Source organism: Corallococcus sp. BB11-1 (genome assembly GCF_026626625.1).
Classification (GTDB): Bacteria; Myxococcota; Myxococcia; order Myxococcales; family Myxococcaceae; genus Corallococcus; species Corallococcus soli.
This window is the reverse complement of sequence record NZ_JAPNJY010000001.1, coordinates 450367-475787: the sequence shown is the minus strand read 5'-3', so window position 1 is coordinate 475787 and position 25421 is coordinate 450367. Positions and strand designations below refer to the sequence as shown.

Sequence of the window (25421 nt, the reverse complement as noted above, 5' to 3'; positions counted from 1 at the left end):
CCAGCCCCGGGCCCCGGAGCACTCACTCCGTGGATGAATCGTCCCACCGCGTCCGCACGTCCACCTTGGATTCGAGCGTGCGGTGCACCGGGCACAGGTCTGCGACGTGCAGCAGGCGGGCGCGCTGCTCGTCCGTCAGGGGGCCCTCCAGCCGGACGAAGCGCTCCAGCCGGTCCACCCGCCCCACCCGCGACTCGCACTCCGCGCAGTCCTTCGCGTGCACCGTGTCGTGGGCCAGGCGCACGCGCACCCGCGTGAGCGGCCAGCCGTGCCGCTCCGCGTACATGCGCACCGTCATGGCCGTGCACGCCCCCAGCGCCGCCGCCAGCAGCCCGTAGGGCGTGGGCCCCGAGTCCCGCCCGCCCAGCGTCAGCGGCTCGTCCGCGCGCAGCCGGTGCGAGCCCACGCGGATGTCCTGGGCCAGCCCGCCCTCGGCCGCCTCGCGCACCTCCACCTGTCCCTCCGCCAGCGGCGCCTCACGCTCGCCCACCGGCGCCACGTGCCGCGCGGCCCACGCGCCCAGGAGGTCCGCCGCGCAGGCCGCGTCCTCCGGGCGCGACAGGAAGTGGTCCGCCCCATCCAGCACCACCAGGCTCGCCGGCCTGCGCGCGTGCGCGACCAGCGTGCGCGCGCACTCCAGCGTCACGTACCGGTCCCCCGGGGCCTGCATCACCAGCAGCGCGCCCGGAAAGCCCCCCAGCGCCCTCCCCACCGCCGCCCCGTCGATGGCGGCGAGGAAGTCACGCCGCAGGCGCAGCCGGCCGGGCCCCAGTTCCAACACGCCCTCCTCCGCGTCGCGCTCGCCGGGGGGCAGCAGCCCGCGCACCTCGCGGTCCCCGGACGGCGCGTTCACCAGCGCCACCGCCGCCACGTCCGGCAGCCGGGGCAGCGCCGCCACCACCGCCGTGCCCCCCAGGCTGTGGCCCACCAGCAGCCGGGGCGCGGGCGCGCGCGTGGCGAGCCAGGCCGAGGCGGCCACCACCGCCTCCACGCTCGGCACGGTGTCCGGGCGTGCTTCCCCTGCGGGCCCTCCCGGGGCCGGGCCTTGCGTGAAGTCCAGCCGCAGCACCGCGAAGCCCCGCGACACCAGCGCGCGCGCCAGCCGCTCCGGCCCGGGCGAGTGGCCCAGGCAGGCGAAGCACGACACCAGCACCGCGCTCGCCACGGGCACTCCGGCGGGCAGCTCCAGCCGCCCGCCCCCCGCCGGCAGCGCCACGGACATCTAGAAGTCCACCAGCGCCTCGGCCGTCCACACCCCATGGGGGCCCTGGCGCACGGACACCTGGGTGAACGACGCGCCCGTCACCGCCACGTTGGCGCCGTGGCGCTCCGCCCCCGCCCGCTCGCCGAAGCCATGGCCGAAGAGGTTCAGGCCATCCAGGCGCACCGCGAAGCACTGGAAGCGCAGGCGCCGGCCCGCCATCGCGCCCACCACCTCGCGCAGCCATTCCGCGAGCAGCTCGTCATGGTCCGCGGAATGACAGGACACCTCCAGCTCCTCGTGCGCCTCCACGCGCTGGGGCTCGGTCACCAGCGCCGCGAGCGCCAGCGCCGCCATCTCGAAGGCCTGCTCCATGGAGCGGCCCACGCCCCGCACGCCCAGCTGCTCGTCGCGCGTGAAGTGTTCCCAGTGGTTGTGGGGTCTGCCTTCCTGCGACTGCACCGCTTCGACGTCCATACGGCCTCCTGTTCCTTCCTCGTTCGCTTCGCCCTCCCGGTCGAACCCCGACCGCTTCAAAACCACCATCCGCCGCCCACGTCCGGCGCCACCCCGGAGGCGCGCGCCGGGGAGGAGTCCCGCGCGCGCGTGAGCCACCGGCGCAGCTCGTCCCCGCTGAGCGAGGGGAACGAGTCGTAGACCTCCGCCACCTCGCGCAGCCCGACCTTGAGCATCAGCGCGTGCACCGCGTCCGCCCGGCCCCGGATGAGCTCCAGCGCGACCGGCGTCGCCACGCCCACCGCCACGATGCGCTGACGGGCCCCCCGCTGCTGGAGCGCCAGGAGCGCCGCGGCCATCGTGGCGCCCGTCACCATGCCGTCGTCCACCAGCAGCACGACGCGCCCCCGCACGTCCGGCGTCGGCCCGCCCCGCAGCTGCCGGGCCTGCTTCTCCACGTCCTCCAGCTCCCCGCGCAGGAAGTCCTGGAGCGGCGCGCCGGACAGGGGGGACTGGGGCGCGGCCTGCGCATCCAGGAACACCCCGCCGCCTTCGGTCACCGCCCCCAGCGTCAACTTGTGGGTGTTGCGTCCCGGGACCCGCACCTTGCGCGCCACCCACAGGTCCAGGGGGGCCTCCAACGCCCGGGCGACCTCCAGGGCGACGCTCGGTCCACCCCGCGTCAGTCCCAGCACGCGCACGTCCGCGGAGCGGTAGGGCGCCAACACCCCCGCGAGCTTCTGCCCGGCGTCTGACCGATCCTTGAAACGCATTGACCGCCTCCTCACGGAAGGTGCGCGTTCCCCGCCAACGTGGCGCCGAAGACACAGGCAGTGGCTCTCCCGGTGGGATGCCCGGGAGGCCAGGGCACCGCGAGGGAAAGCCGCGCTAGGGTGGGGCCCCATGACGCCACCCGCCCTCGTCGTCGGCAGTGCCAGTCCCCACCTCGGCCGTGCGCTCGCCCAGGCGTTCGGCGTCTCGCCCGTGGCCACGAAGATGGAGCGCTTCCCGGACGGGGAGCTGCACATCGAAGTGCCCCCCGACGCCATCCGGGGCCGCCGCGTCGTCCTCCTCCAGACCTCCACGCCGCCCGTGGGCGAGCACCTGCTGGAGCTGCTGCTGCTCGCGGACGCGTGCTGGCGGGCGGGCGCCGCGTCGCTCCAGGCCGTGATTCCCTACGTGGGCTATGCGCGCCAGGACCGGCGCGCCCGGGCTGGCGAGCCCCTGGGCGGGAGGCTGGTGGCGGACCTGCTCTCCCACGGCCGCTTCGAGCGCGTGTTCACCGTGGACCTGCACAACCCGGCGCTGGAGGGCTGCTTCGGCGCCCCGCTGGAGCACCTGTCCGCGCTCCCGCTCCTGGCTGAAGCGCTGCGCCCCCATGTGTCCGACACATCCGTGGTGGTGGCGCCGGACCTGGGCGCGGTGAAGCGAGCGGAGGCGCTGGCCAAGCTCCTGGGCCGGCCCTGGGCGGTGGTGCACAAGGCGCGGCTGAGCGGCAACGACGTGGAGACGCTGGGCCTGCTGGGCCAGGTGCGCGGCATGCGCCCCATCCTGGTGGACGACATGATCTCCACCGGCGGCACCCTGGCCGCGGCGGCGAAGGAGCTCAAGGGCGAGGGGTGCGTGGACGACTTCATCCTGGCCACCACGCACGCCCTGCTGGTGGGCCCCGCCCTGGAGCGCCTGCACGGCGTGCCCGTCAAGCGGCTGGTGAGCACGGACAGCGTGGAGCCCCGCCAGGGCGTGCCCTTTCCCCACCAGGTGGTGACCCTGGCCCCGCTGCTCTTGCGCGCACTCTCGCCCGACGCGCGTTAGTCTGCCCGGCCATGTCCGACACTGTCCTGACGCAGCTCGAAGCGGGGGTCCTCTCCGTCACCTTCAACCGGCCGGAGAAGAAGAACGCCTTCACCCACGCCATGTACGAGGCCGCTACGGCCGCCCTGCTGGACGCGGATCGCCGGGACGACGTCCGGGTGGTGCTGCTGTCCGGCGCGGGCGGCGCGTTCACCGCCGGCAACGACATTGGCGACTTCGTGGAGCACCCGCCCGCGGGCGAGGACAGCGCCGTGTTCCGCTACCTGCGCGCCCTGGCCAACATGGCCAAGCCCGTGCTGGCCGCCGTGGAGGGCGCGGCGGTGGGCATCGGCACCACCATGCTGCTGCACTGTGACTACGTGGTGGCCGGGGAGAAGGCGCGCTTCTGCATGCCCTTCGTCAACCTGGGCCTGTGCGCGGAAGGTGGCAGCAGCCTGCTGCTCCCCCGCGCGGCGGGCTTCGCGCTGGCGTCGGAGCTGCTGCTGTTCGGGGACCCGTTCGACGCGGGCACCGCGCTGCGCGCCGGCATCATCAACAAGGCCGTCCCGGAGGCGCAGCTCAAGGAGGTCGCCACCGAGCGCGCGCGCGCCCTGGCCACCCGCCCCATGGAGGCGCTGAAGGTGACCAAGCAGCTCATCCGCGGCCCGCTGCGCGAGCAGGTGGAGACCACGATGAAGCGCGAAGGCGCGGAGTTCATCCAGCGCCTGCACTCCGACGAGGCCCGCGAGGCCCTCATGTCCTTCATGACGCGCGGCCGGAAGTAGCCGCCGCTTCGCGAAGTCCCCATGAAAACAGCCGGGCCCGCGTGACGTCACGCGGGCCCGGTGTCGTTTCAACGCGCGGCCTGACGGACTACAGCGGCGCGGGCGGCGCCTGGGGCGTCTTCGGGGCCTTGCCGGACAGGAAGGACCCGATGCTGTCGCCCTGCTTCTCCTTCAGCGCGCCGCACTGGTCGACGATCTCCAGCACCTGCTGGAGCACGCGCTCGGAGCCGGGGAGCTCCTTGCCACGCGGCTCGAAGAAGGTCGCCAGCTCCTGGCGCTTGCCCGCGTCGCAGTACCCGGCGCCGACGTAGGGCAGCCGCGAGCCCATGCCCTCCGGCAGCAGGCCCGGCTTGCCCCCGGTGCCCACCAGCGTGTCGAAGTTCGTCTTCACGAAGTCCACGGCCGTGTCACGCGTGCGCGGGTCGCGCGACGCGCCGAACAGCAGCCACAGGCTCTCGCGCAGGTCCGTCTTCGGCTCCAGCAGCATGCCGAGGTTCTCCTTCACCAGCTTCGGGTCGCTCACCTGGGACAGGCCGCCCAAGAGCTGCTGGCGCGTGTAGCGGTCCTTCTCCGCGCGCAGCGCCTCCACCAGCTTCGTGTTGAAGGCCGCGTCGCCGTGGTTCGCGGCGATGGAGAGCACGGGCCCCACCACCTCCGGGGCCACCGCGCGCCGGTCCTTCAGCCACTGGTCCGCCAGCGTGCGCGCCTCGGCGATGAGCTTGGGGTCGTCTCCCTCGTTGCCGGCCAGCTCCAGCAGGCGCGGACGCAGCAGGCGCGTGTCCTCGCTCTCACCCGCGCGGGGCTTGAAGCCCAGCTTGCGCGCGCGCGGCCCGAAGGTGTCGCGGATGTAGCGGGCGCGCTCCGGCGCCTGCGCGGGCGTGAGCAGCCGCGACGACACCAGGTCGAGCAGGTCCAGGCCGGCCTCCAGCACCTGGCGGTCCGGATCCTCCGCCACGCGCGTGAGCAGGGGCAGGGCCTCCGCCGCGGGTAGCACGCCCGCCTGCGCCAGCGCCAGCGCGTCGCCCAGCAGCACCACGCGTTCGGCGCGCGACAGCTTCGTCAGGCCCGCCTTCATCAGCTTCGCGCGCGTGTCGTCCGCCAGCCGCACGCGGTAGTAGCCCGCGCCGTCCGCGTTCGGGAACACCCACGCCGGGCACGCCTTGGCCTCCGGCAGCGGCAGTTCCGCCTGGGCCTGCGTCATCAGCGTGCACGCGGTGGCGTCCTGGGTGGCGCCCGGGTACTTCACGCACACGGGCACCTTCCACGTCTGGGCCATGTCCGGCGTCTTCGAGCCCAGGCGCAGGTAGCGCTGCTGGGAGAGCGCCACGCGCGGCTTGCCTCCGTCACACAGCAGGGTCGCGGTGATGAAGGGCGCGCCCGTCTGGTCCAGGAAGCTGTTCAGCACGGAGGCCACGTCCTTGCCGGACTCCGCGGACAGCGCGGCCACGAAGTCCTTCGCGGTGGCGTTGCCGCCCGCGTGCGCGCGGATGTAGCGCTGGATGCCCTTCTGGAAGACCTCCCGGCCCAGCCACGCCTCCGTCATGGCCAGCACCGCGCTGCCCTTGCCGTAGGTGATGCCGTCGAAGGCGTTCTGGATGTCGCCCGAGTCACGGATGGGCTGGCGGATGAAGCGCGCGGCCACGAGGCTGTCCGCGTCCAGGGCGCTGTTGCGCTGCTGCACGCGCTCCACCGGCCCGTCCCAGGTGGGCTGCCACGACTCCACCATGCGCGGCGTCATCCACGAGGCGAACGATTCGTTGAGCCACAGGTCGTCCCACCACGCCATGGTGACGAGGTTGCCGAACCACTGGTGCGCCAGCTCATGCACCTGCACGTTCGCGAACGCGCGCTGGCGGCCCACCGAGTCGTCCTCCGGCCGCGACAGGATGAGGCGCGAGTTGAACGTGACGAGGCCCGGGTTCTCCATGGCGCCGCCCATCAGCGGCACCGCGAGCACGTCCAGCTTCTCGTACGCGTACGGGATGCCGAAGTACTTCTCCAGCTGCTCCAGGATGTCGGGCGTCACCTTCGCGGCCCACGCGCCCTCGCTGGCGCGGCCCTTCGGCGTGATGATGCGCGTCTTGACGTGCTTGAGGCCCGCGTCCCGGGCGGGCAGGAAGTCGAAGGGGCCCACGCCGAACGCGATGAGGTAGCTGGGCAGGGGCTGCGTGGGCGCGAAGCGGAAGATGCGCCAGCCGTCCGCGCCGGCCTCCTCCGCGAGCTGCGGCGTGTTGGTGACGGCCACGTTGCCCTGCGGCACGTGGAAGGTGAGCTGGAAGGGCACCTTGAAGGACGGCTCGTCGAAGGACGGGAATGCGCGGCGGGCGCCCAGCGGCTCGAACTGCGTGTAGACGTACCAGTCGCCGCCCTCGTTGACGCGGAAGGCGCCGGAGGTCTCACGCTCGGACGCGGTGCCCGTGTAGACGAGGTGCAGCTTCGCGCCGCCCACGGCCAGGGGCTTCTCCAGCGACAGGCCCAGGAAGTCCTCGCCGCTGGACGACGGCTTCACCGGCAGCTTCACGCCGCCCTGTTCGATGGAGGCCTCCTTCACGATAAGGCCCTTGCCGTGCAGCCACACGACGCGGGTGGGCTTCGTCACGTCCAGCGTGATGTCGACGGTGCCTTCGAAGGTCTCCACCTTCGGATCCATCTTCAACACGATGGCGTACTGGGTGGGGCGCACCTCCGTGGGCAGCCGCAGGCCCGGAGGCGTGGGCGCGGCGGGTGCCTGGGTGACGGGCGGTGTCTCGACGGAGCCGGGCGCGGGAGCGTTGCCCTGTCGGGCACCGCATGCCGCGAGGAAGGTAACGGTGGCCAGGGCCACCGGACGGAGCAGGTTGGGCATGGCCGGGGAGTGTGTCGTAGACCGGCCGGGCAAGGTAGCGCCGAGCAAGCGGCGCGTGGCCTTGCTGTCAGGTCGTGTTCGCGGTGGAGTGCGCCACCGTGTCCTCCCCGCTCTCCGCCCATCCGCCCCCAGCGCAAACGAACACCCCTCCCGACGAGGGAAGGAAGCCACCGGAGCACCTGCGCCGCATCATCGGCGAGCCGCCCGGCCCCATCGTGGCGCTGCTGACGCGCGGCGTCTGGGCGTTGCTCACCGCGTTGTCGCCGGGAGCGCGGGACGCGCTGGCGCGCTTCGTGGGGAACCTGGCCTACACGCTGGGCATCCGCCGCAAGGTGGCGCTGGACAACCTGGCGCACGCGATGCCGGAGAAGAGCGAACAGGAGCGCCGCGCCATCGCGAGGGGGGCGTACATCACCATGGCGCGCGTGGTGGTGGAGTCGCTGCCGTCCGGCGACCGGATGGCGCCGGACTGGGACCAGCAGGGCATTGAAGGCGAGGAGGCGTGGGCTGCGCTCAAGGCGCACGTGGCCACGGGCAAGGGGGTGCTGCTGGCGACGGCGCACTTCGGCAACTGGGAGCTCGTCGGGCAGATGCTCATCCGCCTGGGCGTGCCGCTCAACGCGCTGGTGCGCCCGCTCAAGGGCGCGCTCAACACGCGCATCGCGGAGAACCGGCTGGGCGCGGGCGCGGGGCTCATCTACCCGAAGGGCGCCATCCAGGAGGTCACCGCCGCGGTGCACCGGGGCGAGTCCGCGTTCATGCTGCTGGACCAGGCGCTTCCGGCGAAGGCGGCGGTGTTCGTGCCGTTCTTCGGAAGGCTCGCGTCCACGACGCCCGCGATGGCGGTGGCCGCGGAGCGCACGGGCATGCCGGTGTTCGTGGTGGTGGGCGTGCGTCCGCCGGGACCGGGCGCGCGCTTCCGCCTGGAGGTGGAGGGCCCCATCCCGGCCCCCGCGCCGGGCGAGTTCGCGGACCCCATCACCGAGCACACGGCCCGGGTGACGGCGGGGCTGGAGCGCGCCATCCGCCGGCATCCGGAGCAGTGGCTGTGGCTGCACCGCCGCTGGAAGGTGCAGCCGCCCGCCGCCGCGCTGGTGAGCGCGGCCTCGCCGGGGCTGACGCAGGGCACGGTCGCCGAGCCGGCACGCAGGGACTGAGGCGCGCGCCTACGCCACCACCACGCGGCGCAGGTGCGCGCCCAGGCGCGTGAGCAGCTCGTAGTGGATGGTCTGCGCCCAGCCGGCCAGGGACTCGGCGGACACGGACTCCTCGCCATCGCGGCCCAGCAGCGTCGCCGTCACCGGGCGCTCGTCGGACACGGCGCGCGTCACGTCCACCATCAGGTGGTTCATCATCACGCGGCCCAGCACCGCGCACCGGCGCCCGTTCACCAGGACGTGCGCCTTGCCTGACGCGAGGCGCGGATACCCGTCGTAGTAGCCCACCGGCAGCACCGCGAGGCGCGTGGGCTCCGGGCAGCGGTACGTGCAGCCGTAGCCCACGTAGCTGCCCGCGGGCAGCCACTTCACCACCTGGCTCCTGCACCGCCACGACAGCACCGGCTTGAGCACCGGCAGCTCCCCCAGCACCAGCCGCGCCGACAGCCGCGTCTCCGGTGACGGCCACAGGCCATACAGGGAGATGCCCACCCGCGCGGCCTCGTAGCGCGACCGGGGCAGCACCAGCGCGGCGGCGCTCGCGGCGATGTGGCGCTGCAGCGGCCGCGCGGGCTTCAGCTGCGCGGTCAGGTGCGCGAGCCCCGTCTCGAACGCGTCCAGCTGCGCGAGCGCGTACCCCTGCTCCGTCACGTCCTCCGTGTTGGCGAAGTGGCTGAGCACGCCCACGGGCTCGAACACGTCGGGCGCGTCCGCGAGGAACCGTGTCTCCTTCGGGAGCTGATCCGCCGTGAAGCCCTCGCGGCCCAGCCCCGTGTCCAGGTGCACGTGCACGCGCAGGGGGCGGGGGAGCTTCGCCGCGCGCAGGCCCGGCACCGCGTCCGCCCAGGAGCGGTCGGCCACCACCACGTCGATGCCGAGGCCCGCCAGGACGACGGCCTCCTCGGGGGCCACCGCGCCCAGCACCACCACCTGGCGCGCGGGCAGGCCGTGCGCGGCTTCGTGCGCGCGCACCGTGAGCGCATCCTGGGGCGCGATGAAATAGAGGACGTCCACGCCCGCGTGCACCAGCGGCAGCACCTGCCCGAGCCCGTGGCCGTACGCGTTGCCCTTGAGCACCGCGCCCAGCGCCCGGGGCGTGGGGCCCGACGACTCCAGCGCGCGGAAGGCCGCCACGTTGTGCTGGAGGTGGGATGCGCTCAGCTCCAACCACGAGGAGTGCACCGCGTCCCCGGGCCCACCACCGACTCGCTCCACGTGCACACCTCCACGCCTTCCAACCGCTGCGCGCTCCGCCGTCTACCAGCAAAGGCCGGGCCATGGGCGTCCGTGGCCGGGGAGCCACGGGGGCCGGATGCCACCCGGGCGGACAGGGGGCCTGCCCGGGGCGGCTGCCCTTCCTGGCGCGGAGGGCGTGCGGGGGTGGACACGCATGGGGCCGGAGCGTGTCCCGGGGGACACCTGGACTCCGGGAAAGCGGTTGCGGCGTGGGGAGTGGTTCGGCGGCGTGACAGGGGCCGGTGATAGTGTTCCGTGGCGTGGCCCCTCCGGATTTGCCCCTAGCCCAGGCGTTCATGACCGCCCGAGGAAGAGCGGAGCCCCCTGGTGCCCTGCCCGTCCTCCAGGAGCGGCTGGCGGCGGCGCTGGAGGCGGCCCGTCAGTCCTGGCCCGGGGTGACGCTGGAGGGCCCGCGCTTCGCGGCGCACCTGGCCCGGCTCGTCCCGGCGGAGGGCAACGAGGAGGCCTGGGGCAAGCTGCACATGGCGGACGTGTACCTGGCGCGGGCGGCGGCGGACGGGCTGCCCACGGCGCTGGCGACCTTCGAGTCGCGCCTGATGCCGGAGGTGGACGCGGCGGTGGCGCGGCTGAAGCTGCCCGCGGCGGGCCTGGACGAGGTGCGCCAGCTCTTGCGGCAGCGGATGCTGGTGGGGAGCGCGGACGCGCCGGCGCGGCTGGCCGCCTACCCGGGCACGGGGCCGCTGGCGGGCTGGGTGCGCGCGGCGGCGCTGTGGCTGGCGCTGGACTGGCAGCGCCAGCGCTCCGGGCAGGGGCAGTCGGAGGACGGCGACCTGTCCATGCTGGTGGCGCCCGGGGATGACCCGGAGCTGGCGTACCTGAAGCAGACGTACCGGGCGGAGTTCAGCGCGTCGTTCCAGGCGGCGCTGGCGGCCCTGTCGGCGCGGCAGCGCAACTTCCTGCGGCTGAAGTACCTGGACGGGCTGGGCATCGACCAGTTGGGGGCCCTCTACGGGGTGCACCGCTCCACGGCGGCGCGCTGGGTGGTGGGGGCGCAGGAGGAGCTGCTGGACGGGACGCGGCAGCGGCTGACGGAGCGGCTGCGGCTGACGCGCTCGCAGCTGGACAGCGTGCTGCGGCTCATCTCCAGTCAATTGGACGTGAGCCTGAGCCGGCTCTTGCGCACCCACTCCGAGTGACGCGGCGCGCGAGCCCCGCCCTGGACGTCAGGGGCCCGAGAAACCGGGCAGGGCGGACGCGGCCAGTGCGTTAAGAGGGGGGTGGGATGCGAACGCTCTTCATCGGGGATGTGCACGGCTGTTCCAGCGAGCTGGATGCGCTCCTGAAGGCGTGTGACTGGAGTCCGGCGGACCGGGTGGTGCTGGTGGGGGACCTGGTGGCGAAGGGGCCGGACTCGGCGGGGGTGGTGCGGCGGGCGCGGGAGCACGGCTTCCGGGCGGTGAAGGGCAACCACGACGCGCACGTGCTGCGCTGGCACGCGGGCCGCGCGGCGAAGGGCAAGAAGCTCAAGCCGGAGCACCGGCAGGTGCTGGACACGCTGACGGCGGAGGACTGGGCGTACCTGGCGACGCTGCCCGCCTACGCGCACTTCCCGGAGCTGAACGTGGTCGCGGTGCACGCGGGCCTGGTGCCCGGGGTGCCCATCGGGGAGCAGAAGGAGGAGTTCCTGCTGAACATGCGCAGCATCGCGGCGGACGGGACGCCGTCGAAGCGGCTGGAGGCGGGAGAGCCCTGGGGCAGCCTGTGGAAGGGCCCGGAGCTGGTCGTCTTCGGCCATGACGCGATGCGCGGCCTGCAGAAGCACCCCTTCGCGCTGGGGCTGGACTCCGGCTGCGTGTACGGCGGGAAGCTCACCGCGTACGTGCTGCCGGAAGGGAAGTTCTACTCCGTGCCGGCGGCGCGCGCATACATGGCGCTGTAGGGGCAGGACGCTAGAGTCGGACCACCTTTCACAGGGGGAAACCGATTGGTCCGCTCGATTCAAGGCATGGGTGTCGTCGTCGCTGCGTTGCTGCTCTCCGCGTGTCCAGCCTATACGGTCACGCGTTATTCGGTGTCCGTCGACAACGTGGAGATGCTCCGGTCGTTGCAGAAGAAGTACCCGCAGGGCGCGCTCAAGGTGTCTGACTTCATTTCGGAGTCCGGGCCCCAGCGGGAAATCCTCTGTCGCGGCGCGGGCCCGGTGGCTCCGCCGGACCAGAAGACCTTCGAGCAGTACCTCCAGGCGGCCCTCCGGGATGAGCTGCGCATGGCGGGGGTCTACTCGGACAAGAGCAAGGTGGAGCTCTCCGCGAAGTTCCACGAGCTCGACTTCAGCTCGATAGACGGAACCTGGAACCTGGCCGCGAGCGTCTCCGCCAGCCCCGTGCAGCCCTTCCAGGTGTCCCACGTGAGCAGCTTCTCCAGCAGCCCCATTGGAGACAACGCCTGCAATCTGACCGCGCAGGCCTTCATGCCGGCCACCCAGGACTTCTTGAAGAAGCTGGTTTCCAGCCCTGAGTTCGAGAAGGCCTTCGCCGCGTCCGAGGAAGCGCCCGCGCCCCTGCCCACGACCGAGGCCGTTCCCGGAACCTGATGTCCGGTGACACCATGTGCGCTCCAAGTGTCTTCCGCTCTTACCCGGATTTCTGCCATATTACATGGTGGTCATCTTTTTCCGGGAGGGTTGCACATGGTCCGCGCCTCGTGCCTCGTCAGCGCCGTGCTCCTCATGAGCGCCTGTCAGAAGCCCCCGGAGCCCTCCGTGCCCGAGCCGGAGGTCCCGCTGGCGCCGGTGAAGGTGGCGCCGTTCTCGCTCTCCGTGCTGGAGGACGCGGCGCCGTCGGGCTGTACCTGGCTGCGCCTGGAGTCCGACGGCAGACGCAGGGCCCTGCTCACGGTGGATGCGGCGTGTGACGGGCTCCAGTTCGCGTGGAGCGCGGATGGACGGCACGCGGCCGTGCGCGACCCGGCCGGCAGCGCGCGGGGGCCCGGGCGCGTGTGGGTGGTGGACCTCACCTCCGGTCAGTCGGCGGCGCAGCTGCTGCCCGAGGAGGGCCTGACGGGGGCGGTGGGGTTCGACTCGGTGGGCCGGCTGGTGGCCCTGGTCGCGCACACCGGGGACCTGGTGCGCCGCGCGGACGGCGCGAGGGAGGTCTTCCTCTTCGAGGGCCGGCGCATCCCCATCCCGGAGACGGAGGAAGGGGCGGGGCTGGCGCACGCGTTCCGCCTGGAGGCCGGCGTGTGGAAGCGCATCGAGACCGTGGCCACGGGCGACGACGCGGACGCCGTGTTCGCGCTCACCACGACGGAGATGCTGGTGTCCTCCACCGTGTCGGTGGATCCAGACGCGCTGGCGCTCCAGTCCCTGGAGGAAGACAGCCAGGAGGCCGCGCGGCTCGACGCCGTGGTGGCGCACCGGGGCCACGACGTGTTCGGCGGCTGGGCGCGCGTGGAGACCCGGAGCGGTCCGCTCTTCGCCTGGCGGACGGCGGGGGAGCAGACCACGCTCATGATGCCGGTGCGCTGGGAGGTGGATGACGGCCACCTCGCGGAGCCCCAGGGCCTGGGCCTGTCCGCCCGGAGCCCCGTGCAGGCGATGGCGCGCGGAGACCTGCTGCTGCTCGCGGGCACGACGCAGGCGCGCGTCTACGACCTGGACTCCAAGCGGCTGGCCGCGTCCTTCGACGGGCTTCGCGGCGCCCGCTTCTGGCCCACCGCCAGCCCGCGGGTGCCCCACGGCGCCACCGCCGCGTCCGGCCCGCCGTAGGGCCGCTCAGTCCCCGCTGCCCGACACGCCCTTGAACACCGCGAACATGATGGCCGCGTAGCCGCCGCCACAGATGCAGCAGGAGAGCACCGGCGCCAGGAGCGCGCCCGCCGCGGCGGTGCCCCAGGTGGTGCGGTGCAGCGTCCGGTACGTCACCACGCGCAGGCCCATGGCCCAGAAGGGCGCGGAGTAGAGCGCCACGAAGGGGATGACGCCGACGATGTAGGGCGCCAGGGAGAGCGCGTGCGCGCGCATCGTCACCGAGAAGCCACGCTCCACGCCGCCCATGCGCAGCAGGAGGTGGTCCATGCCCGCGTTCACGAACGTCATGCCCGCGCTGACCAGGGGCATCAGCACCGTCCACACCAGCATCCCCACCACCACGAACAGCTTCGCGCTCTGGGGCCTGATGGGGTTGTCCGGGGTGCTCCCCTCCGGTTCGGGCACGAACGCCATGATGCCGCCGAAGATGACGGCGTAGAGCAGGCCGGTCGTCACGAAGCCCGCCACCGCCGTCAGCAGCACGAAGGTCATCGAGCTGCCCACCGGCGCGTCGGGGTTGATGCCCTTGAGCGTCTCCGTGGGCCGCATCAGCATGCCCAGGCACGTCTGCCAGAACGCCTTGAGCGTCCCCAGCTCCCCACGCCGGTCCCACGGCACCGTGCCCATGGGCGCGCGGTCATGGCAGCTCGCGCACACCCCGCCCTCGGAGCCCTGGCGCAGGCAACTGGCGCAGGCGAACGCACCGCACCGGGCGCAGGTGCCCACGCTCCGCCACTGCGGATGCACCGCGCAGACAGGCTCGGAGCTTCCGGGGGTCGGCGCCACCAGCAGCGCGGCACCACACGCGCCACACGTCTGTGCGCCGGGAACGAAGGGGGCCTGACAAGAAGGACAGGAAGGCGTCATCGCCGCGCATCCTCGCACGGCCCGGCCTCCTCCGAGCATGCGGCCTTCCAGGACACACGCACCGCGCGGGCGGCCCCGCGCTCCGGACCTGAAGCACCTGTCGAGGCCCTCGCGCCCGAGGCCAGGGCTCCTGGCGGCCCCACACACACCGCCGCCCCCTCGCGGAGGTCCCGCCCTACGGCTCCGGTGGGGCCTCTGGATCCACCGGCACCGAAGGCGACGTGGTCCCACTGGGCGCCTTGTCCGGCGCGCTCCCGGCGGGCGCCACGATGCCCGGCGGAAGCGGAGCCCGGGCCTCCTGCGCCGCCCGGACCTGGCGGGCGCGCTTCGCCTGCCCCTGCGCCACCTTCGCCGCGCCCGCGTCGCCCAGGGCCCGCTCGCGCTTGGCCAGCGCATCCCACAGCTCGGGCGCGTCCGGATGCAGCGTCACCGCCGTGCGCAGCAGCCCCCGGGCCACCTTCGGTGAGCGCGTGTCCAGCAGCCTCCGCAGGAAGCCCGTGGGCGACAGCACCAGCGACCCTTCTGGCGTCTCGAACGCTTCGCGCACGTGCGGCCCGGCCTCCGACTCACGGCCCGCTTCGAGCAACCCCACCGCCCGCGCCAGGTGCGCGTCCATCGACTCCGGGTGCAGCTCCGTCGCGCGCTCCAGCCAGCGCATCCGCTCCGCCGGCTTGCGCTTCGCGCGGTCCGCCAGCGTCAGCAGCTCATCCGTGTAGTCCGGCCGCACCGAGGGCGCGCGCGCCGCCGCTTCCTTCAGCGTGGGCCACAGCCCTTCGGGGTCCTTCACGTCCTCCAGCCGCGAGCGCCGCAGCGCCGGCACCTCCGCGCGCTTCCACCCCGCGACGAAGCGCGCCACGTCGTCCCGCACGCCCTTGTTGAAGCGCTCCGACTCCGGGCACTTCAGCGACTCGCACGCGGCCAGGTAGTCCGCGAAGAAGGCCGCCGCGCCCTGCGTCCGGTACGCGCGCAGCCGCTCCACGCCCAGCACCTTCTCCACCGTGGCCGCCATGTGCGCGCCCACGCGGATGAAGACGGATTCGCCCCGGGGCTCGTGCGCGCCGCGGATCCGCTCCATCGCGCCCCGCGTGTCTCGCGCGATGGCGGCCCGTTCGAGCAGCGCCTCGACCTTCGCGAACGCGCCCGTCAGGTCCGCCTCCGGCGGCAGCGCGCCGGGCCCTCGCGTGGCCCAGTCGTGGTAGGCGAGCCCGTAGCTCGCCAGCCGGCCCATGCCCTCGTACGCCACCGCGTCCACGGGGTCCGTGAAGTGGCCGCCCCGCGCCGGCGCGCCCTCGTCCAGCACCGTCTCCATCAACCGCAGGGACAGCCGGCGCAGCCGCTTCGCCTCGTCCTCCACGTTGGTGGCCAGCGCGATGGCCGTGTCCTCCGCCGGCAGCAGCACCAGCAGCGTCGTCGTCTCCGGCTGGCCGCCCGCGTGCGCCACGATGTAGTGGCCCCGGAGCGGGTAGGTCGCGAAGCCCATGCCGTAGTCGGTGATGCGCCCGTCGCGCGTCACCATCGTCGCCTGCATGCGGCCCATCGTCGCCTTCGTCACCAGCGCGTCGTCCAGCACCGCGCGCGCGAAGCCCAGCAGGTCCTCCACCGTCGCGCGCGTGCCGCCGCCCGCGAAGCGGCTGGTCACGTCCAGGAAGCGCGACGGCTTGAGCGCGCCGCCCGCCACGCGGTAGCCCAGCGCGTGCTGCGCGTCACGGGTGCCCAGCACGTCCAGGTCCGCGTGGGTCATGTTCGCGGGCCCGAAGACGTGGTCGCGCAGGTACTCGCGGTAGGACTGGCCGGACGCCGTCTCCACCGCCGCGCCCAGCAGGTTGAAGCCCCACGTCGTGTACAGGTAGCGCGTGCCCGGCTCCGACACGAGCGGGCGCTCCGCGAACAAGCCGATGGCCTCGCGCGTGGACACCGGCTTCGTGTTGTTGCCCGCGCTCGGGCTGTCGTAGGTGGGGACCCCGCCCAGGTGTCCCAGCAACTGCCGCACCGTCACCGGCCACTGCTTCACCGGGTACTCGGGCACCAGCGTGCGGATGTCCGCGTCCAGGTCCAGCTTGCCGGCCTGCGCCAGTTGCATCACCGCGACCGCCGTGAAGGACTTGGTGATGGACGCCATGCGGTACGTGGTGCGCACCGTGGCCGGCAGCTTCTTGCCCAGGTCGCGGAGGCCATAGCCGCGCGTCCACCGCTGGCCGCCGCGCATCACCCCCACCGACAGTCCCGCCGTGGGGCCCTGCTTCAGGTCCGCGCGCACCAGCGCGTCCAGCGCCCGCGCCACCTCCGGCGGGAACTCCGAGGCGACCTTCGCGCGGGGCTCCGGCGCGGGGGCCGCGGACTTCGCGCGGGACTCCGGCGCGGGCACGGCCGCCTTCGCTTCGACAGGCGCGGGCGCCGCGCCCACGAACAGCCACAGCGCGACGAAGGCACGCCTCATCGCACGTCCTCCGCGGTCGGCTTGCTTGCCTCGGCGGGCCACGTCGGGGCCTCCTCGCGCGAGGACGTGAGCGGCGGCGCCAGCGGCGTGCCCTGCTCCACCCAGGCCTGGAGCAGCGCATCCGAGACCAGCTGCCCCAGCAGGTCCAACCCCTGCCCGCGCGGGTGCACCAGGTCGTCGTGCATGAACCCCGCCTGGTTGAAGCGCGCGAGCGAACCCGCGCCGCCCATCGCGGCGAACAGGCTGAAGAAGCCGCACCCCTCCGCGAGCGCCACCTCGCGCTCAATGAGGATGGTGGCCTCCAGGAACGGCCGCTGCGTCAGCGGCTTGCCCTTGACGTGCCCGTCCTGCACCGCGTCCATGGGCCCCACCACCAGGCACGCGCTCCCGGGGGAGACGGCGCGGGTGCGGCGCAGGAGGGCCGTCAGGTCCCGGCGCACGGTGTCCAGGTCGGTGCGCTTCCACTCCAGGCGCTTGGACTCGTTGCCTCCCAGGAAGAAGAGCAACAGCTTCGGGTCGCGCTGCGCGAGCTGCGCCTTCAGCGCGTCCTCCTCCAGCCGCGAGTACAGCGTGGCATCCGCGGACGGCACCCCGAGCATGTCCAGCACGATGCCCGGCCCGTCCTGCTGGAGCACCACGCCCTGGACGATGGCGCCCGGGCGCTCGGCCGTGACGTCCAGCCACTTCGCCCCCGCGGGCAGGTCGAAGGACGTGGTGCGGCTGGCCCCATCCCCCTGGGGTTCGGTGCGCACCAGCACCGCGCCGTCCACGGACACGACGAGGCGGCCCGCGTCCTTCACGTCCCTCCACCACAGCGTCCCGCGCGGCTCGCCCTCCAGCTTGAAGCGGCCCCGGGCCCGGGCCTCGGTGGCCACGTGGTACACGCCGGTGATGCCGAACGGGTGCGGCGGCGCGCGCAGCTCGCCCAGCGTGCGCGGCTGCCAGCCGTTGCTCACGGCGGCCGTGCGCGTCCTCCCTCCGTACGGCGCCATGCGGTCCACCAGCAGCACGCCCCGCCCCGCCCCGCCGAAGCCGGCGACCAGCTCGTCACGCATCACGTCCACGATGCGGTCCCCCGCGATGAGCGAGTTGCCGAACGCGGCGATGACCGTGGGGGCCTTCGTCGCCTCCCCGGCGCCCGTGACCAGCCCATCCAGCGCGGCGAAGAACGGCGTCAGCGCGGAGCGCGCGCAGCCGGTGTCCGTGGGTTCAAGACACGGAGCCTCCACCGCACCGCCCGGCGTCATCAACCGCGTCCCCAGCGCATGCAGGCGGCGGCTCTGCTCGGTGGTGGGAGGCATGGCGCGGAGCGCGCCGCGCAGGGGCGGCGCGAGGCGGTTCGCCTCCCCCACCACCGCCACGGCCTGCATCCGCGCATGCGTGTCGGCCGCCTCCTGCCGCGCCGGAGCGAGGGCACCGGCGGACGTGCCCGTCCGGCGCGAAGCCTCCACCCCCAGCACCTGGGCCTCGGCGGACGTGCCCCCGCGCGAAGCCTCCACCGGGGCACCTGGCTTGTCAGACGCATCCACCCGCCGCGAAGCCTGCACCGGCACCGATGCATCAGCGGACGCATCCCCCCGTCGCGAAGCCTCCACCGGGGCCCGGGCGGAGGCCGCCTCCGGCACCGGAGGCTCCGGGGTCGGCGCGGACAGCGTCGGCTCCGGACGCACGGGCTTTGACGCGGCGGGCTTCTCCAGCGGCGTCGTGAGGGGGATTCGGTGAGAGGGTGTGCGGGACTCGCACCCGGGGAGCAGGGCACCCGCCAGGAGGGCGAACAGCCACGCCCGCTCGCGCCCCCGCGAGACTTCGGGAACCGTCATGTGACCCCCGAGCGTAGACGAAAGCCCGGGGCTGCGCATGTTCCCTACCCCGTGCTCGGTTGCCCCGCGGGCCGCCCCGCCCCGTACCCCCGTCCAGGACATCCGTCCGACACCGCACGCTCCAGGCCATCGCGCCCCTTTGGGAAGAGGGGGGTATCCGCCCTCGGCGCGAATGCTCGGTCAGACCGCCAACACGCGCCCTTCACACACCGCGACGAGACCCCAGATTGTCCGCAGCGAATATGGCGAAGAACCGGCTGACAACGTGGACGAAGCTCCACCGAAGATTTGGCGACCACGTGCGAAGCATGCGCACCCATCGCGGCCTGACCCAGGAAGCGCTCGCCGAGCGCAGTGACCTGTCCGTGGAGGCCATCCGCCGCATCGAACGCGGTGGCTTCTCACCGTCGCTCGACACGCTGGGCAAGCTGTCCGTGGGCCTGGACGTGTCGCTCAAGACCCTCTTCCATTCCTTCGATCTCGAACGCTCCGACGGCGTGGCGGAGATCTGCGACTACCTCGCGTGCCGCTCCGGCCCCGAGGTGAAGCTGGCCTGGCGCGTCCTGCAGGCCATGTTCGACAAGTCCTGAGCCGCACCCGCGTGGTGGAAAAGGGACGTCACGCTGCCGGTCGCACCCGGCAGATGTGCCCTGTCCCACGGCGCGTGTCCGGCCTATGCGTCCGGGCACCATGAGCCGCGCCTCCCCCACCCTCCTCATCGTCGAGGACGACAGCGACCTGCGCGACGCGCTCGTGGAGATCCTCACCGCCGAAGGCCTCACCATCGTCGCCACCGCGAACGGGGACGCGGCGCTCTCGTGGCTGGAAACCCACCCGCCCCCGGCGCTGGTCCTCCTGGACATGTGGACGCCGCAGCGGGACAGCTGGCTGCTGCTGGACTCGCTGCACCTGCGGCCCACGTTCGCGGACGTGCCCGTCGTGACCATCAGCTCCGGCGAGGAGAAGCACCCCGTCATCCGCGAGGTGCTCCAGAAGCCCTTCGACCGCGACGTGCTGGTCGCCTGCGTGCGCCGCTTCGTGCACCCCCTGCACTGAAGGGTCCGCGCGCCCGTTGGCCTCAGGTGCCGCGCGTCTGCTTGCCCAACCGCCCCGCCACGGACGGGTCCAGCCGGAAGGAGTCGAAGAAGCGGTTGGCGTCCTGTGGCGGGCGCCCCTCCGGGTGCAGCAGCAGCTGCTGGTACAGGCGGGGCCCCACCATGAAGAAGCGTCCGCGCAGCCGGCGCGGGCCGGACAGGCCGCCCACCTCCTGGCCCGGGAAGCCGCCCTCCATCTGGACCGGCTTCGCGGAGATGCCCGTGGCGCCCAGGGCCTCCAGCGCCCCCTGGCTGGCGCGGCTCACCACGTCGCGCGGGTCCACCTGGGCCACCGCCGAGGGCGGGAAGTCCGTGTAGGAGACGTAGTAGGCCGTGTCGTCGTCCGCGCGCGCGGAGATGAAGGTGTGCAGCGTCACCTCGCCCACGTCGGTCGGCTGCACGCGCCGCTCCTCGGTGACGGGGCCGGGGAACGCCACGCTGAAGCCCCCTTCCGTGGACTGGACGACAGCGGGCGGCGCCTGCACGGGCTCGGCGGCGGCCTCGGGCGGCGCGGACTGCGTACGCCCCGCGCATCCTCCCAGCACCAGCAGGGCGGCGAGCGGCACGGCCCGGCGCGAAATCTTCATCATCCAGACGGCTCCTGACGTTGGTGCCGCAAGGTACGCCCTGCCCGGTCCGGGCGCATCCCTTTGCCGTCCCGGGCCCCACGCCGACGCGCGGCAGGCAACGGTTGCCCCGCGCCGCGGGCCCCGGCTCCAGCCGGCCGTCAGTGCAGGGCGCCGGTGCCTTCGCCCTCGGCGGGCTCCTCTTCGTCGGGGGCGGCGGGCAGGCCCGGGGCGCTGACGTCCACCCGGGCCAGCAGGACGCGGAACACGGAGCCCTGGCCGGGCTGGCTCTCCACCTCGATGCGGCCGCCGTGCGCTTCGATGATCCGCCGCGACACCGACAGCCCCAGCCCCACGCCCGGGGCGCGCTGCCTGGCGTTGCCCGCGCGCTGGAACGGCACGAAGAGCCCCTTGAGCTCCTCCGGGGACATGCCGATGCCCTGGTCCGCCACGGCCACCACCGCGTGGTGCGCGTCCCCCTGCACGGACACCTCCACGCGGCTGCCCGCCGGTGAATACTTGAGCGCGTTGCTCACCAGGTTGGTCAGCACCTGCTCCAGCCGCGCGGGGTCCGCCCGCACCAGCACCGGGGCGTCGGGCAGCGCCAGCTCCAGCGTGTGGCCGGGCTCACTGGACTGGTACAGCTCCACCACGGAGCGCGCCAGCTCGCGCGTGTCGCGCACCTCCGGCTGCAGCTCCAGCTTGCCCGCCTCGATGCGCGTGGCGTCCAGCAGGTCCCCCACCATCCGGTCCAACCGGGCCACCTGCCGGCGCACCAGCGAGAGCGTGCGCTGCATCCGCTCCGGGGTGACCTCCGCGCGGCCGGGCGCCGCCAGCGCCGTGGACAGCTTGAGGGCGGACAGCGGGTTGCGCAGGTCGTGCGCCACGCCCGCCAGGAACGCCAGCTGCTGCTCCTGCTGGTGGGTCAGGCTGTCCGCCATCTCGTTGAAGGTCTGGGCCATGTCGCGGATCTCCGACGGGCCCTCCTCCGGCGCGCGCGAGGCCTTGTCGCGGCCCGCGCCAAAGGCGCGCATCGCACGCTGGAGGCCCGCCACCGGACGCAGCGCGGAGCGCCGCAGCCAGAAGCTGCCCAGCCCCAGCGACGTCAGCAGCAGCAGGCCCAGCACCAGCCCCAGCAGGTTGGCCGTGTCGCTCCAGCGGTTCGCGAGCACGCGCTCATGCTGGGCCTGGTCCACGTTGATCTGGATGAGGCGCTCCAGCGAACGCAGCGCCGCGTCCAGCGTGGCCACCATCCGCCCGTCGAACGACGACGAGTTCCGCCCTGTCTCCGACAGCCGCTGCTGCGCCTCCAGGTAGGCGCCCACGTGGCGCTCCACCTCCGCCACCACCTGACGCTCCTCGTCGGTGGAGGCGGTGGTGTGCAGATCCTTCAACTGACGGTGCACGTCCGATTCAATCTCCAGCGGCGAGCGCCCCCGCGAGGGGTCCGCCACCAGGGGCGTGTCCGGCGACGAGACGAGCCGCGAGTGGACCAGCAGGTCCACCTCCAGCTCCTCCGCCTGCCGCACCCCGTCCACGGATTCACTCAGGGTGGAGGCCACGCGCTCCAGCGCCTGGGTCACCCCCACGAGCAGGGTGGCGGACAGCAGGCTGAGCAGCACCAGGCCACCCACCACGGTGGAGAAGAAGGCGCGCAGACTCATCGCGCGCCCCGTGCGGGCCTCCGCCCGGCGTCCCTCTTCATGCTTGAGCATCCTCCCTCCGGGCGGCGCCAACCCACTTCGACGCCGTCCTCTTCCTGAGGAGAGCAACAAGCGTCCGATATCGGGGATTCACCTCCCCTGGCTGGCAGGCCAGCCCCCAACAGCCCCTTGAAAAGGAGCCGGCCCCACGAGGCCCGGCCATGCTAGGCAGCACGCACACGCACCCCGACGCGCCTGCTGGCGTCCGGGCGCCCGCCCCCTTCCGAAGAGGTCTCCCGATGGATCTGATCTCCCCACCGGCCCGCACCCTGACGTTCGATGCCTTCTGGCGATGGATCCAGGAGCACACCAACTGCATCCTCCGGTGCGGCTCCCCGGACATGACCCTGTTCGACCACGACGACTTCCACTGGATGCTGATGGAAGAGGAGCGCCAGCACGTCCTCCAGCTCATCAAGGGCAAGTCCCTGGTGGGCGAGATGGTGATGGTGGGCCGTGAGGTCTCCGAAGTCTCCGTCTCGCCGGATCCGGACGCGGACCCGCAGCAGGGCCACTTCCTGGTGGAGCTGATGGGCGGACCGAAGGACGACCCGCAGGTGCTCTACCACTTCATCATGGCCCACGGCATCGAGCCGGCCGCCAGCCACCAGGGCTTCAAGCACTGAGCGCGACGCGCTCGATGGCGTCCACCGCCCGGTGGACGCCGTTGACGTAGGCAGGAGGACGCCCGGGCCCCCCCGCCCGGAGGACGGCCTCCAGCAGGGAAGCCACCCGCGCCTCCAGCTCCGCCGCGTCCGTGACGCGCTCCCCGTCCGTCAGCCGCAGGGCCTGCCGGTCATACAGCCGGGGCCGCGCCCACGCGACGAGCGGCGTCCCCGTGGCCCGCGCCTCCCGCACCGTGTTGTAGCCGCCGGACCCCACCAGCACGTCCACCCCCGGCAGCACCGCGAGCGCCGGCCAGACGGCCAGGCCCCCGGCCGCGCCCGCACCATCTCCAGCCGTGGGGACCAGCCATCGCACGTCGGCCCGCGCCCCCAGCGCCGCGCGCAGCCGCCCGGCGGTGTCGCGCGCGTCCACCACCTCCTCCGGCCGGCCGCAGCCCAGCACCGCCACCACCGGCCGGGCCCCGTTCGCCTCCAGCCCCAGCCGCAGCCGGGCCTGCTCTCGCGGCAGCAGCGCGTCCGCGTCCAGCAGCAGCCACGGTGGCGTCCGCACCGCGCGCGGGTGGTGCGCGAAGGGCGCGTCCTCCCCGGGCACGACGAGCAGGTCGAACGCGTCCACCGCGCGGGCCACGTCGAAGCGCTCCACGTAGACGGGGTTCAGGTCGCGGTGCACCAGCACGCGCGGCGCGCGCACCGTGGGCAGCAGCCCGGGCAGCTCCCCCGCGAGGCCCCGGGGGAAGGTGTCCACCACCAGCACGTCCGGCGTCGAGGCGCCCAGCCACGCCGTCACCGCCGCCACCGTGGCCGCCTTGTCCAGGCGCGCGTCCAGGCGGTGCACGGTGGCGCCGGGGCCCAGCAGCGACTCCAGGGGCAGGCCCGGGGCGAACGGGCTGTTGGTGAGCAGGTCCACCGCGTGGCCCCGCGCCACGGCGGCGCGCGCCAGGGCCCCGGCGCGCGTCAGGTGCCCCAGGCCTCCGCCGAGCGCGTACACGCGCCAGTGCTGACGTCGCACGGCCGCTCAGCTCCCGCCCAGGTCCTCCTCGAAGGAGGCGTCGTCCTCGCGGCGCAGGCTCTCGCCGTCGGCCTCGGTGAAGTCGTTCCTGTCGTGGGAGGCGCCCGCCGTCGTCCACGCGCCACGACCGTAGTAGCCGTAGCCGTCGTAGTAGTAGCTGGGGTCGTTCTCGTCCCAGTCGGTCTCGGAGCCGTCGTTGCTCTCGCCGTTGTCCGCCATCCGGGCGCACGACACGCAGACCGACTCCGCGCCGTCGAGCATGCGCATGTGCAGCAGGCACAGCGGCTTCTGGCAGCGCGTGCACTGCGTGGCCGCCGCGCGCTCGCACGCGTGGGAGAAGAGGAAGCCGGACGTCTCCAGGCAGTGTTCGGCGGAGGGGAAGGGAGGGGACATGGCGGATGGCTCAGGGCGCGGAGGCGCCCGCGGGGTTCTGGAGGCGGAAGAGCAGGGCCATGCGCACGGGCAGGTCCAGGGAGCCGAAGCCCAGGCACGCGGCGGCTTCGGGGGACACCGGCGTCTTGGTGGCGAGCACCGTGTTGCCCGCCGGGTCGCGCAGGGACAACTTGCCCTCGCGCACCTTCACGCGCAGCTCCTCCGCGCCGGACGCGCCCCTCACGGACGCGCCACCGCCTTCGAAGGCCACGGTGTTCAGGACGGCGCCCTGCGCGTCGGTGAGCTTCCAGCCGGCGCCCTCGCGCGCGAGGGTGTAGCGCACGGCCCCCTTCGCGCCATCCTTCACCTGGAGCACGTCCGGGCCGCCGGTGACGTACGCCAGCACCGTGTCGTCCGGACCGGTCACCTTGAGGTCGCCGCCCTTCCACTTGTAGCGGGCAAGCTCCCGGTCCTCGCCGTCCACCAGCTTGGCGCCGTCGTCCTTCGGCTTGAGCGAGAAGCGCTCGCGGTCGTCGCCGTCCTTGAACTTGAGCTTGGCGCCGGCCTCCTTCGGCTCGGCCTCCGCGGCGGACCGAGCCTGGGTGGGCCGGGCCCCTTCGTTCGCGCCGGGAGCGCCCCCTTGCGAACACGCCGAGGACGCGAGCACTCCCAGGCCCACGAGGAACAGGACACGCAGCTTCATGAGGTGGCCCTCGCATCCGAGCGCCTTCGCTGGGAGCTGGAGAAGTTGAGCACCTGGTAGAGGCTCAGCAGCATCATCGTCGCGGTGCGCGACGCGTCGTGCTTCCCGGGCGGCACCACCGGGACCTTGGGCTTGCGGCCCTTGCTGGGAGCCATCGCGAGGGACGCCCGAGGGAACTCGGGCTTCGGCGCGCGCGCGACCCAGTCATGGTCCAGCAGGGCGCGCATCGCCACCCGGTCGGCGTCCACGCGGATCCGCGACAGGTGGATGCCGGGCGGCAGGCGCGCGGCGCTCTTCGCGCTCGTGGTCAGTGACGCGAGCCCGGGGTGACGCTCCGGCTTCACGCGCAGCGACACCTGCATCAGGGCCTTGCCCTTCTGCTTGCGCTTCGTCTTCGTCTTGCCACGGGCATTGCGCTGCGTGCGGCTGCGCTTCCGCAGGTGCTCCACCATGGACAGGTGCAGGTGCGTGCCGTCCGCGAAGCGGCCCTGCAGTTGCAGCCACGTGTCGGTGAAGTCCTCGTACTGCCACTGGCCCTTGGAGCCCTGGTCCACGCGCTTGCGGACCTCGTCGTTCGGCGCCAGGTCCAGCGTCAGGTCCACGCGCGCGTCCTTCTCCAGGTCCACCTGGAGGCGCGTCAGCAGCGTGGTGACCAGGCCATAGCGCCGGTTCTCCAGGTCCGTCCGGCCGCGGCGCGCGCGCACGATGAACAGCACCACGGCCACGGCGGCCCCGAGCAGCCCGAACGGGCCCAGCACGAAGCAGGACAGGAAACCCACCCCCAGCAGGACCCAGGCGGCGATCCACAGCGCGCGGCGTACGGACTCGACCTTCTGGTCCAACGACCCCAGGGCCTTCAGGTCCTCCAGCACCTCCGGCACGGGGGCGTGGGCCTGATACACGAGGGTCTTCTGGAATGCGGAGAGGTCGAGCGCCACGGGGAGGAGCCTTGTTCAGCCGGGACCGTCCAGCGGTCGGCCG

Annotated in this window: 24 protein-coding genes; 10 read left to right on the top strand and 14 right to left on the bottom strand. The window is 73.3% G+C overall.

Translation table 11 applies throughout. The features are described 5' to 3' along the window. Window positions 1-22: 22 nt before the first annotated feature. The 3 genes from OV207_RS02080 to OV207_RS02070 are packed head-to-tail and all read right to left on the bottom strand — an operon-like array spanning window position 23 to window position 2430. Window positions 23-1222 (bottom strand): OsmC family protein, encoded by a 1200-nt coding sequence (locus OV207_RS02080; RefSeq protein WP_267552121.1) that lies wholly within the window; start codon window positions 1220-1222, stop codon window positions 23-25. Beyond that, window positions 1223-1678: an archease gene (locus OV207_RS02075; protein ID WP_267552118.1), complete on the bottom strand. Its 456-nt coding sequence runs from the start codon at window positions 1676-1678 to the stop codon at window positions 1223-1225. A 56-nt stretch (window positions 1679-1734) separates the two neighbouring features. Then, window positions 1735-2430 (bottom strand): phosphoribosyltransferase, encoded by a 696-nt coding sequence (locus OV207_RS02070; RefSeq protein WP_193346111.1) that lies wholly within the window; start codon window positions 2428-2430, stop codon window positions 1735-1737. A 130-nt stretch (window positions 2431-2560) separates the two neighbouring features. Here OV207_RS02070 and OV207_RS02065 point away from each other — a divergent pair, with 130 nt between their 5' ends. Further along, a complete protein-coding gene (locus OV207_RS02065) occupies window positions 2561-3472 on the top strand; it encodes a ribose-phosphate diphosphokinase (RefSeq protein WP_267552114.1) in 912 nt (303 codons plus the stop codon). Window positions 3473-3483: 11 nt separating this feature from the next. Continuing rightward, a complete protein-coding gene (locus OV207_RS02060; protein ID WP_193346109.1) occupies window positions 3484-4236 on the top strand; it encodes an enoyl-CoA hydratase in 753 nt (250 codons plus the stop codon). Between the two features lie 88 nt (window positions 4237-4324). Here the strand turns inward: OV207_RS02060 and OV207_RS02055 are convergent, their stop codons facing one another. Further along, window positions 4325-7081 carry a M1 family metallopeptidase gene (locus OV207_RS02055; protein ID WP_193346108.1) on the bottom strand — a complete coding sequence of 919 codons (2757 nt, stop codon included), beginning with the start codon at window positions 7079-7081 and terminating at the stop codon, window positions 4325-4327. 98 nt (window positions 7082-7179) lie between these two features. Here OV207_RS02055 and OV207_RS02050 point away from each other — a divergent pair, with 98 nt between their 5' ends. After that, window positions 7180-8238 carry a lysophospholipid acyltransferase family protein gene (locus OV207_RS02050; protein ID WP_267552112.1) on the top strand — a complete coding sequence of 353 codons (1059 nt, stop codon included), beginning with the start codon at window positions 7180-7182 and terminating at the stop codon, window positions 8236-8238. A gap of 9 nt (window positions 8239-8247) precedes the next feature. Here the strand turns inward: OV207_RS02050 and alr are convergent, their stop codons facing one another. Next, complete coding sequence (gene alr, locus OV207_RS02045) at window positions 8248-9459, bottom strand: alanine racemase (protein WP_267552110.1); 1212 nt, start codon at window positions 9457-9459, stop codon at window positions 8248-8250. A 311-nt stretch (window positions 9460-9770) separates the two neighbouring features. On the opposite strand from alr, the gene OV207_RS02040 reads away from it, so the two are divergent. The 4 genes from OV207_RS02040 (at window position 9771) to OV207_RS02025 (ending at window position 13201) form a co-directional block, all read left to right on the top strand. Next, entirely contained in the window at window positions 9771-10631 is an 861-nt protein-coding gene (locus OV207_RS02040) for a transcriptional regulator (protein WP_193346106.1), read from the top strand. An 86-nt stretch (window positions 10632-10717) separates the two neighbouring features. Next, the gene (locus tag OV207_RS02035) at window positions 10718-11374 is read left to right on the top strand and encodes a metallophosphoesterase (RefSeq protein WP_267552107.1); all 657 of its coding nucleotides are present in this window, start codon (window positions 10718-10720) and stop codon (window positions 11372-11374) included. A 66-nt stretch (window positions 11375-11440) separates the two neighbouring features. Continuing rightward, the gene (locus OV207_RS02030; protein ID WP_267552105.1) at window positions 11441-12028 is read left to right on the top strand and encodes a hypothetical protein; all 588 of its coding nucleotides are present in this window, start codon (window positions 11441-11443) and stop codon (window positions 12026-12028) included. Window positions 12029-12124: 96 nt separating this feature from the next. Further along, window positions 12125-13201: a hypothetical protein gene (locus OV207_RS02025; RefSeq protein WP_267552104.1), complete on the top strand. Its 1077-nt coding sequence runs from the start codon at window positions 12125-12127 to the stop codon at window positions 13199-13201. A gap of 6 nt (window positions 13202-13207) precedes the next feature. Here the strand turns inward: OV207_RS02025 and OV207_RS02020 are convergent, their stop codons facing one another. The 3 genes from OV207_RS02020 to OV207_RS02010 form a co-directional block, all read right to left on the bottom strand. Then, the gene (locus OV207_RS02020; protein WP_267552100.1) at window positions 13208-14110 is read right to left on the bottom strand and encodes a zinc ribbon domain-containing protein; all 903 of its coding nucleotides are present in this window, start codon (window positions 14108-14110) and stop codon (window positions 13208-13210) included. 175 nt (window positions 14111-14285) lie between these two features. Further along, a complete protein-coding gene (locus tag OV207_RS02015) occupies window positions 14286-16547 on the bottom strand; it encodes a serine hydrolase domain-containing protein (RefSeq protein ID WP_267552097.1) in 2262 nt (753 codons plus the stop codon). After that, window positions 16544-18367: a hypothetical protein gene (locus tag OV207_RS02010; RefSeq protein ID WP_267552095.1), complete on the bottom strand. Its 1824-nt coding sequence runs from the start codon at window positions 18365-18367 to the stop codon at window positions 16544-16546. Before OV207_RS02010 ends, OV207_RS02015 begins: the two co-directional genes overlap by 4 nt. Window positions 18368-18609: 242 nt before the next feature. Here OV207_RS02010 and OV207_RS02005 point away from each other — a divergent pair, with 242 nt between their 5' ends. Both OV207_RS02005 and OV207_RS02000 read left to right on the top strand, forming a co-directional pair. Further along, window positions 18610-18957 carry a helix-turn-helix domain-containing protein gene (locus OV207_RS02005; protein WP_193347362.1) on the top strand — a complete coding sequence of 116 codons (348 nt, stop codon included), beginning with the start codon at window positions 18610-18612 and terminating at the stop codon, window positions 18955-18957. A gap of 100 nt (window positions 18958-19057) precedes the next feature. After that, window positions 19058-19423, top strand: a complete 366-nt coding sequence (locus tag OV207_RS02000; RefSeq protein WP_193346098.1) for a response regulator — start codon at window positions 19058-19060, stop codon at window positions 19421-19423. A gap of 22 nt (window positions 19424-19445) precedes the next feature. Here the strand turns inward: OV207_RS02000 and OV207_RS01995 are convergent, their stop codons facing one another. Next, window positions 19446-20051 (bottom strand): hypothetical protein, encoded by a 606-nt coding sequence (locus OV207_RS01995; protein ID WP_267552091.1) that lies wholly within the window; start codon window positions 20049-20051, stop codon window positions 19446-19448. Window positions 20052-20188: 137 nt separating this feature from the next. After that, window positions 20189-21742: a sensor histidine kinase gene (locus tag OV207_RS01990; protein ID WP_267552089.1), complete on the bottom strand. Its 1554-nt coding sequence runs from the start codon at window positions 21740-21742 to the stop codon at window positions 20189-20191. A 227-nt stretch (window positions 21743-21969) separates the two neighbouring features. Here OV207_RS01990 and OV207_RS01985 point away from each other — a divergent pair, with 227 nt between their 5' ends. Then, entirely contained in the window at window positions 21970-22356 is a 387-nt protein-coding gene (locus OV207_RS01985) for a serine/threonine protein kinase (protein WP_193346097.1), read from the top strand. On the opposite strand, the gene OV207_RS01980 is transcribed toward OV207_RS01985, so the two are convergent. Genes OV207_RS01980 through OV207_RS01965 form a run of 4 tightly spaced genes read right to left on the bottom strand, consistent with a single transcriptional unit; the run spans window position 22346 to window position 25378 of the window. Then, complete coding sequence (locus OV207_RS01980) at window positions 22346-23365, bottom strand: hypothetical protein (protein WP_267552086.1); 1020 nt, start codon at window positions 23363-23365, stop codon at window positions 22346-22348. The two genes, OV207_RS01985 and OV207_RS01980, sit on opposite strands and share 11 nt — an antisense overlap. A gap of 6 nt (window positions 23366-23371) precedes the next feature. Continuing rightward, complete coding sequence (locus OV207_RS01975) at window positions 23372-23758, bottom strand: hypothetical protein (protein ID WP_267552084.1); 387 nt, start codon at window positions 23756-23758, stop codon at window positions 23372-23374. Window positions 23759-23768: 10 nt separating this feature from the next. After that, window positions 23769-24440 carry a hypothetical protein gene (locus OV207_RS01970; protein WP_267552082.1) on the bottom strand — a complete coding sequence of 224 codons (672 nt, stop codon included), beginning with the start codon at window positions 24438-24440 and terminating at the stop codon, window positions 23769-23771. After that, a complete protein-coding gene (locus OV207_RS01965) occupies window positions 24437-25378 on the bottom strand; it encodes a hypothetical protein (RefSeq protein ID WP_267552080.1) in 942 nt (313 codons plus the stop codon). Before OV207_RS01965 ends, OV207_RS01970 begins: the two co-directional genes overlap by 4 nt. Between the last annotated feature and the right edge of the window lie 43 nt (window positions 25379-25421).

Bases quoted from the DNA above. Each gene is read 5' to 3' on its own strand.
- OV207_RS02080 (WP_267552121.1), bottom strand. From the start codon at position 1,222: ATGTCCGTGGCGCTGCCGGCGGGGGGCGGGCGGCTGGAGCTGCCCGCC.
- OV207_RS02075 (WP_267552118.1), bottom strand. From the start codon at position 1,678: ATGGACGTCGAAGCGGTGCAGTCGCAGGAAGGCAGACCCCACAACCAC.
- OV207_RS02070 (WP_193346111.1), bottom strand. From the start codon at position 2,430: ATGCGTTTCAAGGATCGGTCAGACGCCGGGCAGAAGCTCGCGGGGGTG.
- OV207_RS02065 (WP_267552114.1), top strand. From the start codon at position 2,561: ATGACGCCACCCGCCCTCGTCGTCGGCAGTGCCAGTCCCCACCTCGGC.
- OV207_RS02060 (WP_193346109.1), top strand. From the start codon at position 3,484: ATGTCCGACACTGTCCTGACGCAGCTCGAAGCGGGGGTCCTCTCCGTC.
- OV207_RS02055 (WP_193346108.1), bottom strand. From the start codon at position 7,081: ATGCCCAACCTGCTCCGTCCGGTGGCCCTGGCCACCGTTACCTTCCTC.
- OV207_RS02040 (WP_193346106.1), top strand. From the start codon at position 9,771: ATGACCGCCCGAGGAAGAGCGGAGCCCCCTGGTGCCCTGCCCGTCCTC.
- OV207_RS02035 (WP_267552107.1), top strand. From the start codon at position 10,718: ATGCGAACGCTCTTCATCGGGGATGTGCACGGCTGTTCCAGCGAGCTG.
- OV207_RS02030 (WP_267552105.1), top strand. From the start codon at position 11,441: ATGGGTGTCGTCGTCGCTGCGTTGCTGCTCTCCGCGTGTCCAGCCTAT.
- OV207_RS02025 (WP_267552104.1), top strand. From the start codon at position 12,125: ATGGTCCGCGCCTCGTGCCTCGTCAGCGCCGTGCTCCTCATGAGCGCC.
- OV207_RS02020 (WP_267552100.1), bottom strand. From the start codon at position 14,110: ATGACGCCTTCCTGTCCTTCTTGTCAGGCCCCCTTCGTTCCCGGCGCA.
- OV207_RS02015 (WP_267552097.1), bottom strand. From the start codon at position 16,547: ATGAGGCGTGCCTTCGTCGCGCTGTGGCTGTTCGTGGGCGCGGCGCCC.
- OV207_RS02010 (WP_267552095.1), bottom strand. From the start codon at position 18,367: ATGACGGTTCCCGAAGTCTCGCGGGGGCGCGAGCGGGCGTGGCTGTTC.
- OV207_RS02005 (WP_193347362.1), top strand. From the start codon at position 18,610: ATGGCGAAGAACCGGCTGACAACGTGGACGAAGCTCCACCGAAGATTT.
- OV207_RS02000 (WP_193346098.1), top strand. From the start codon at position 19,058: ATGAGCCGCGCCTCCCCCACCCTCCTCATCGTCGAGGACGACAGCGAC.
- OV207_RS01995 (WP_267552091.1), bottom strand. From the start codon at position 20,051: ATGATGAAGATTTCGCGCCGGGCCGTGCCGCTCGCCGCCCTGCTGGTG.
- OV207_RS01990 (WP_267552089.1), bottom strand. From the start codon at position 21,742: ATGCTCAAGCATGAAGAGGGACGCCGGGCGGAGGCCCGCACGGGGCGC.
- OV207_RS01985 (WP_193346097.1), top strand. From the start codon at position 21,970: ATGGATCTGATCTCCCCACCGGCCCGCACCCTGACGTTCGATGCCTTC.
- OV207_RS01975 (WP_267552084.1), bottom strand. From the start codon at position 23,758: ATGTCCCCTCCCTTCCCCTCCGCCGAACACTGCCTGGAGACGTCCGGC.
- OV207_RS01970 (WP_267552082.1), bottom strand. From the start codon at position 24,440: ATGAAGCTGCGTGTCCTGTTCCTCGTGGGCCTGGGAGTGCTCGCGTCC.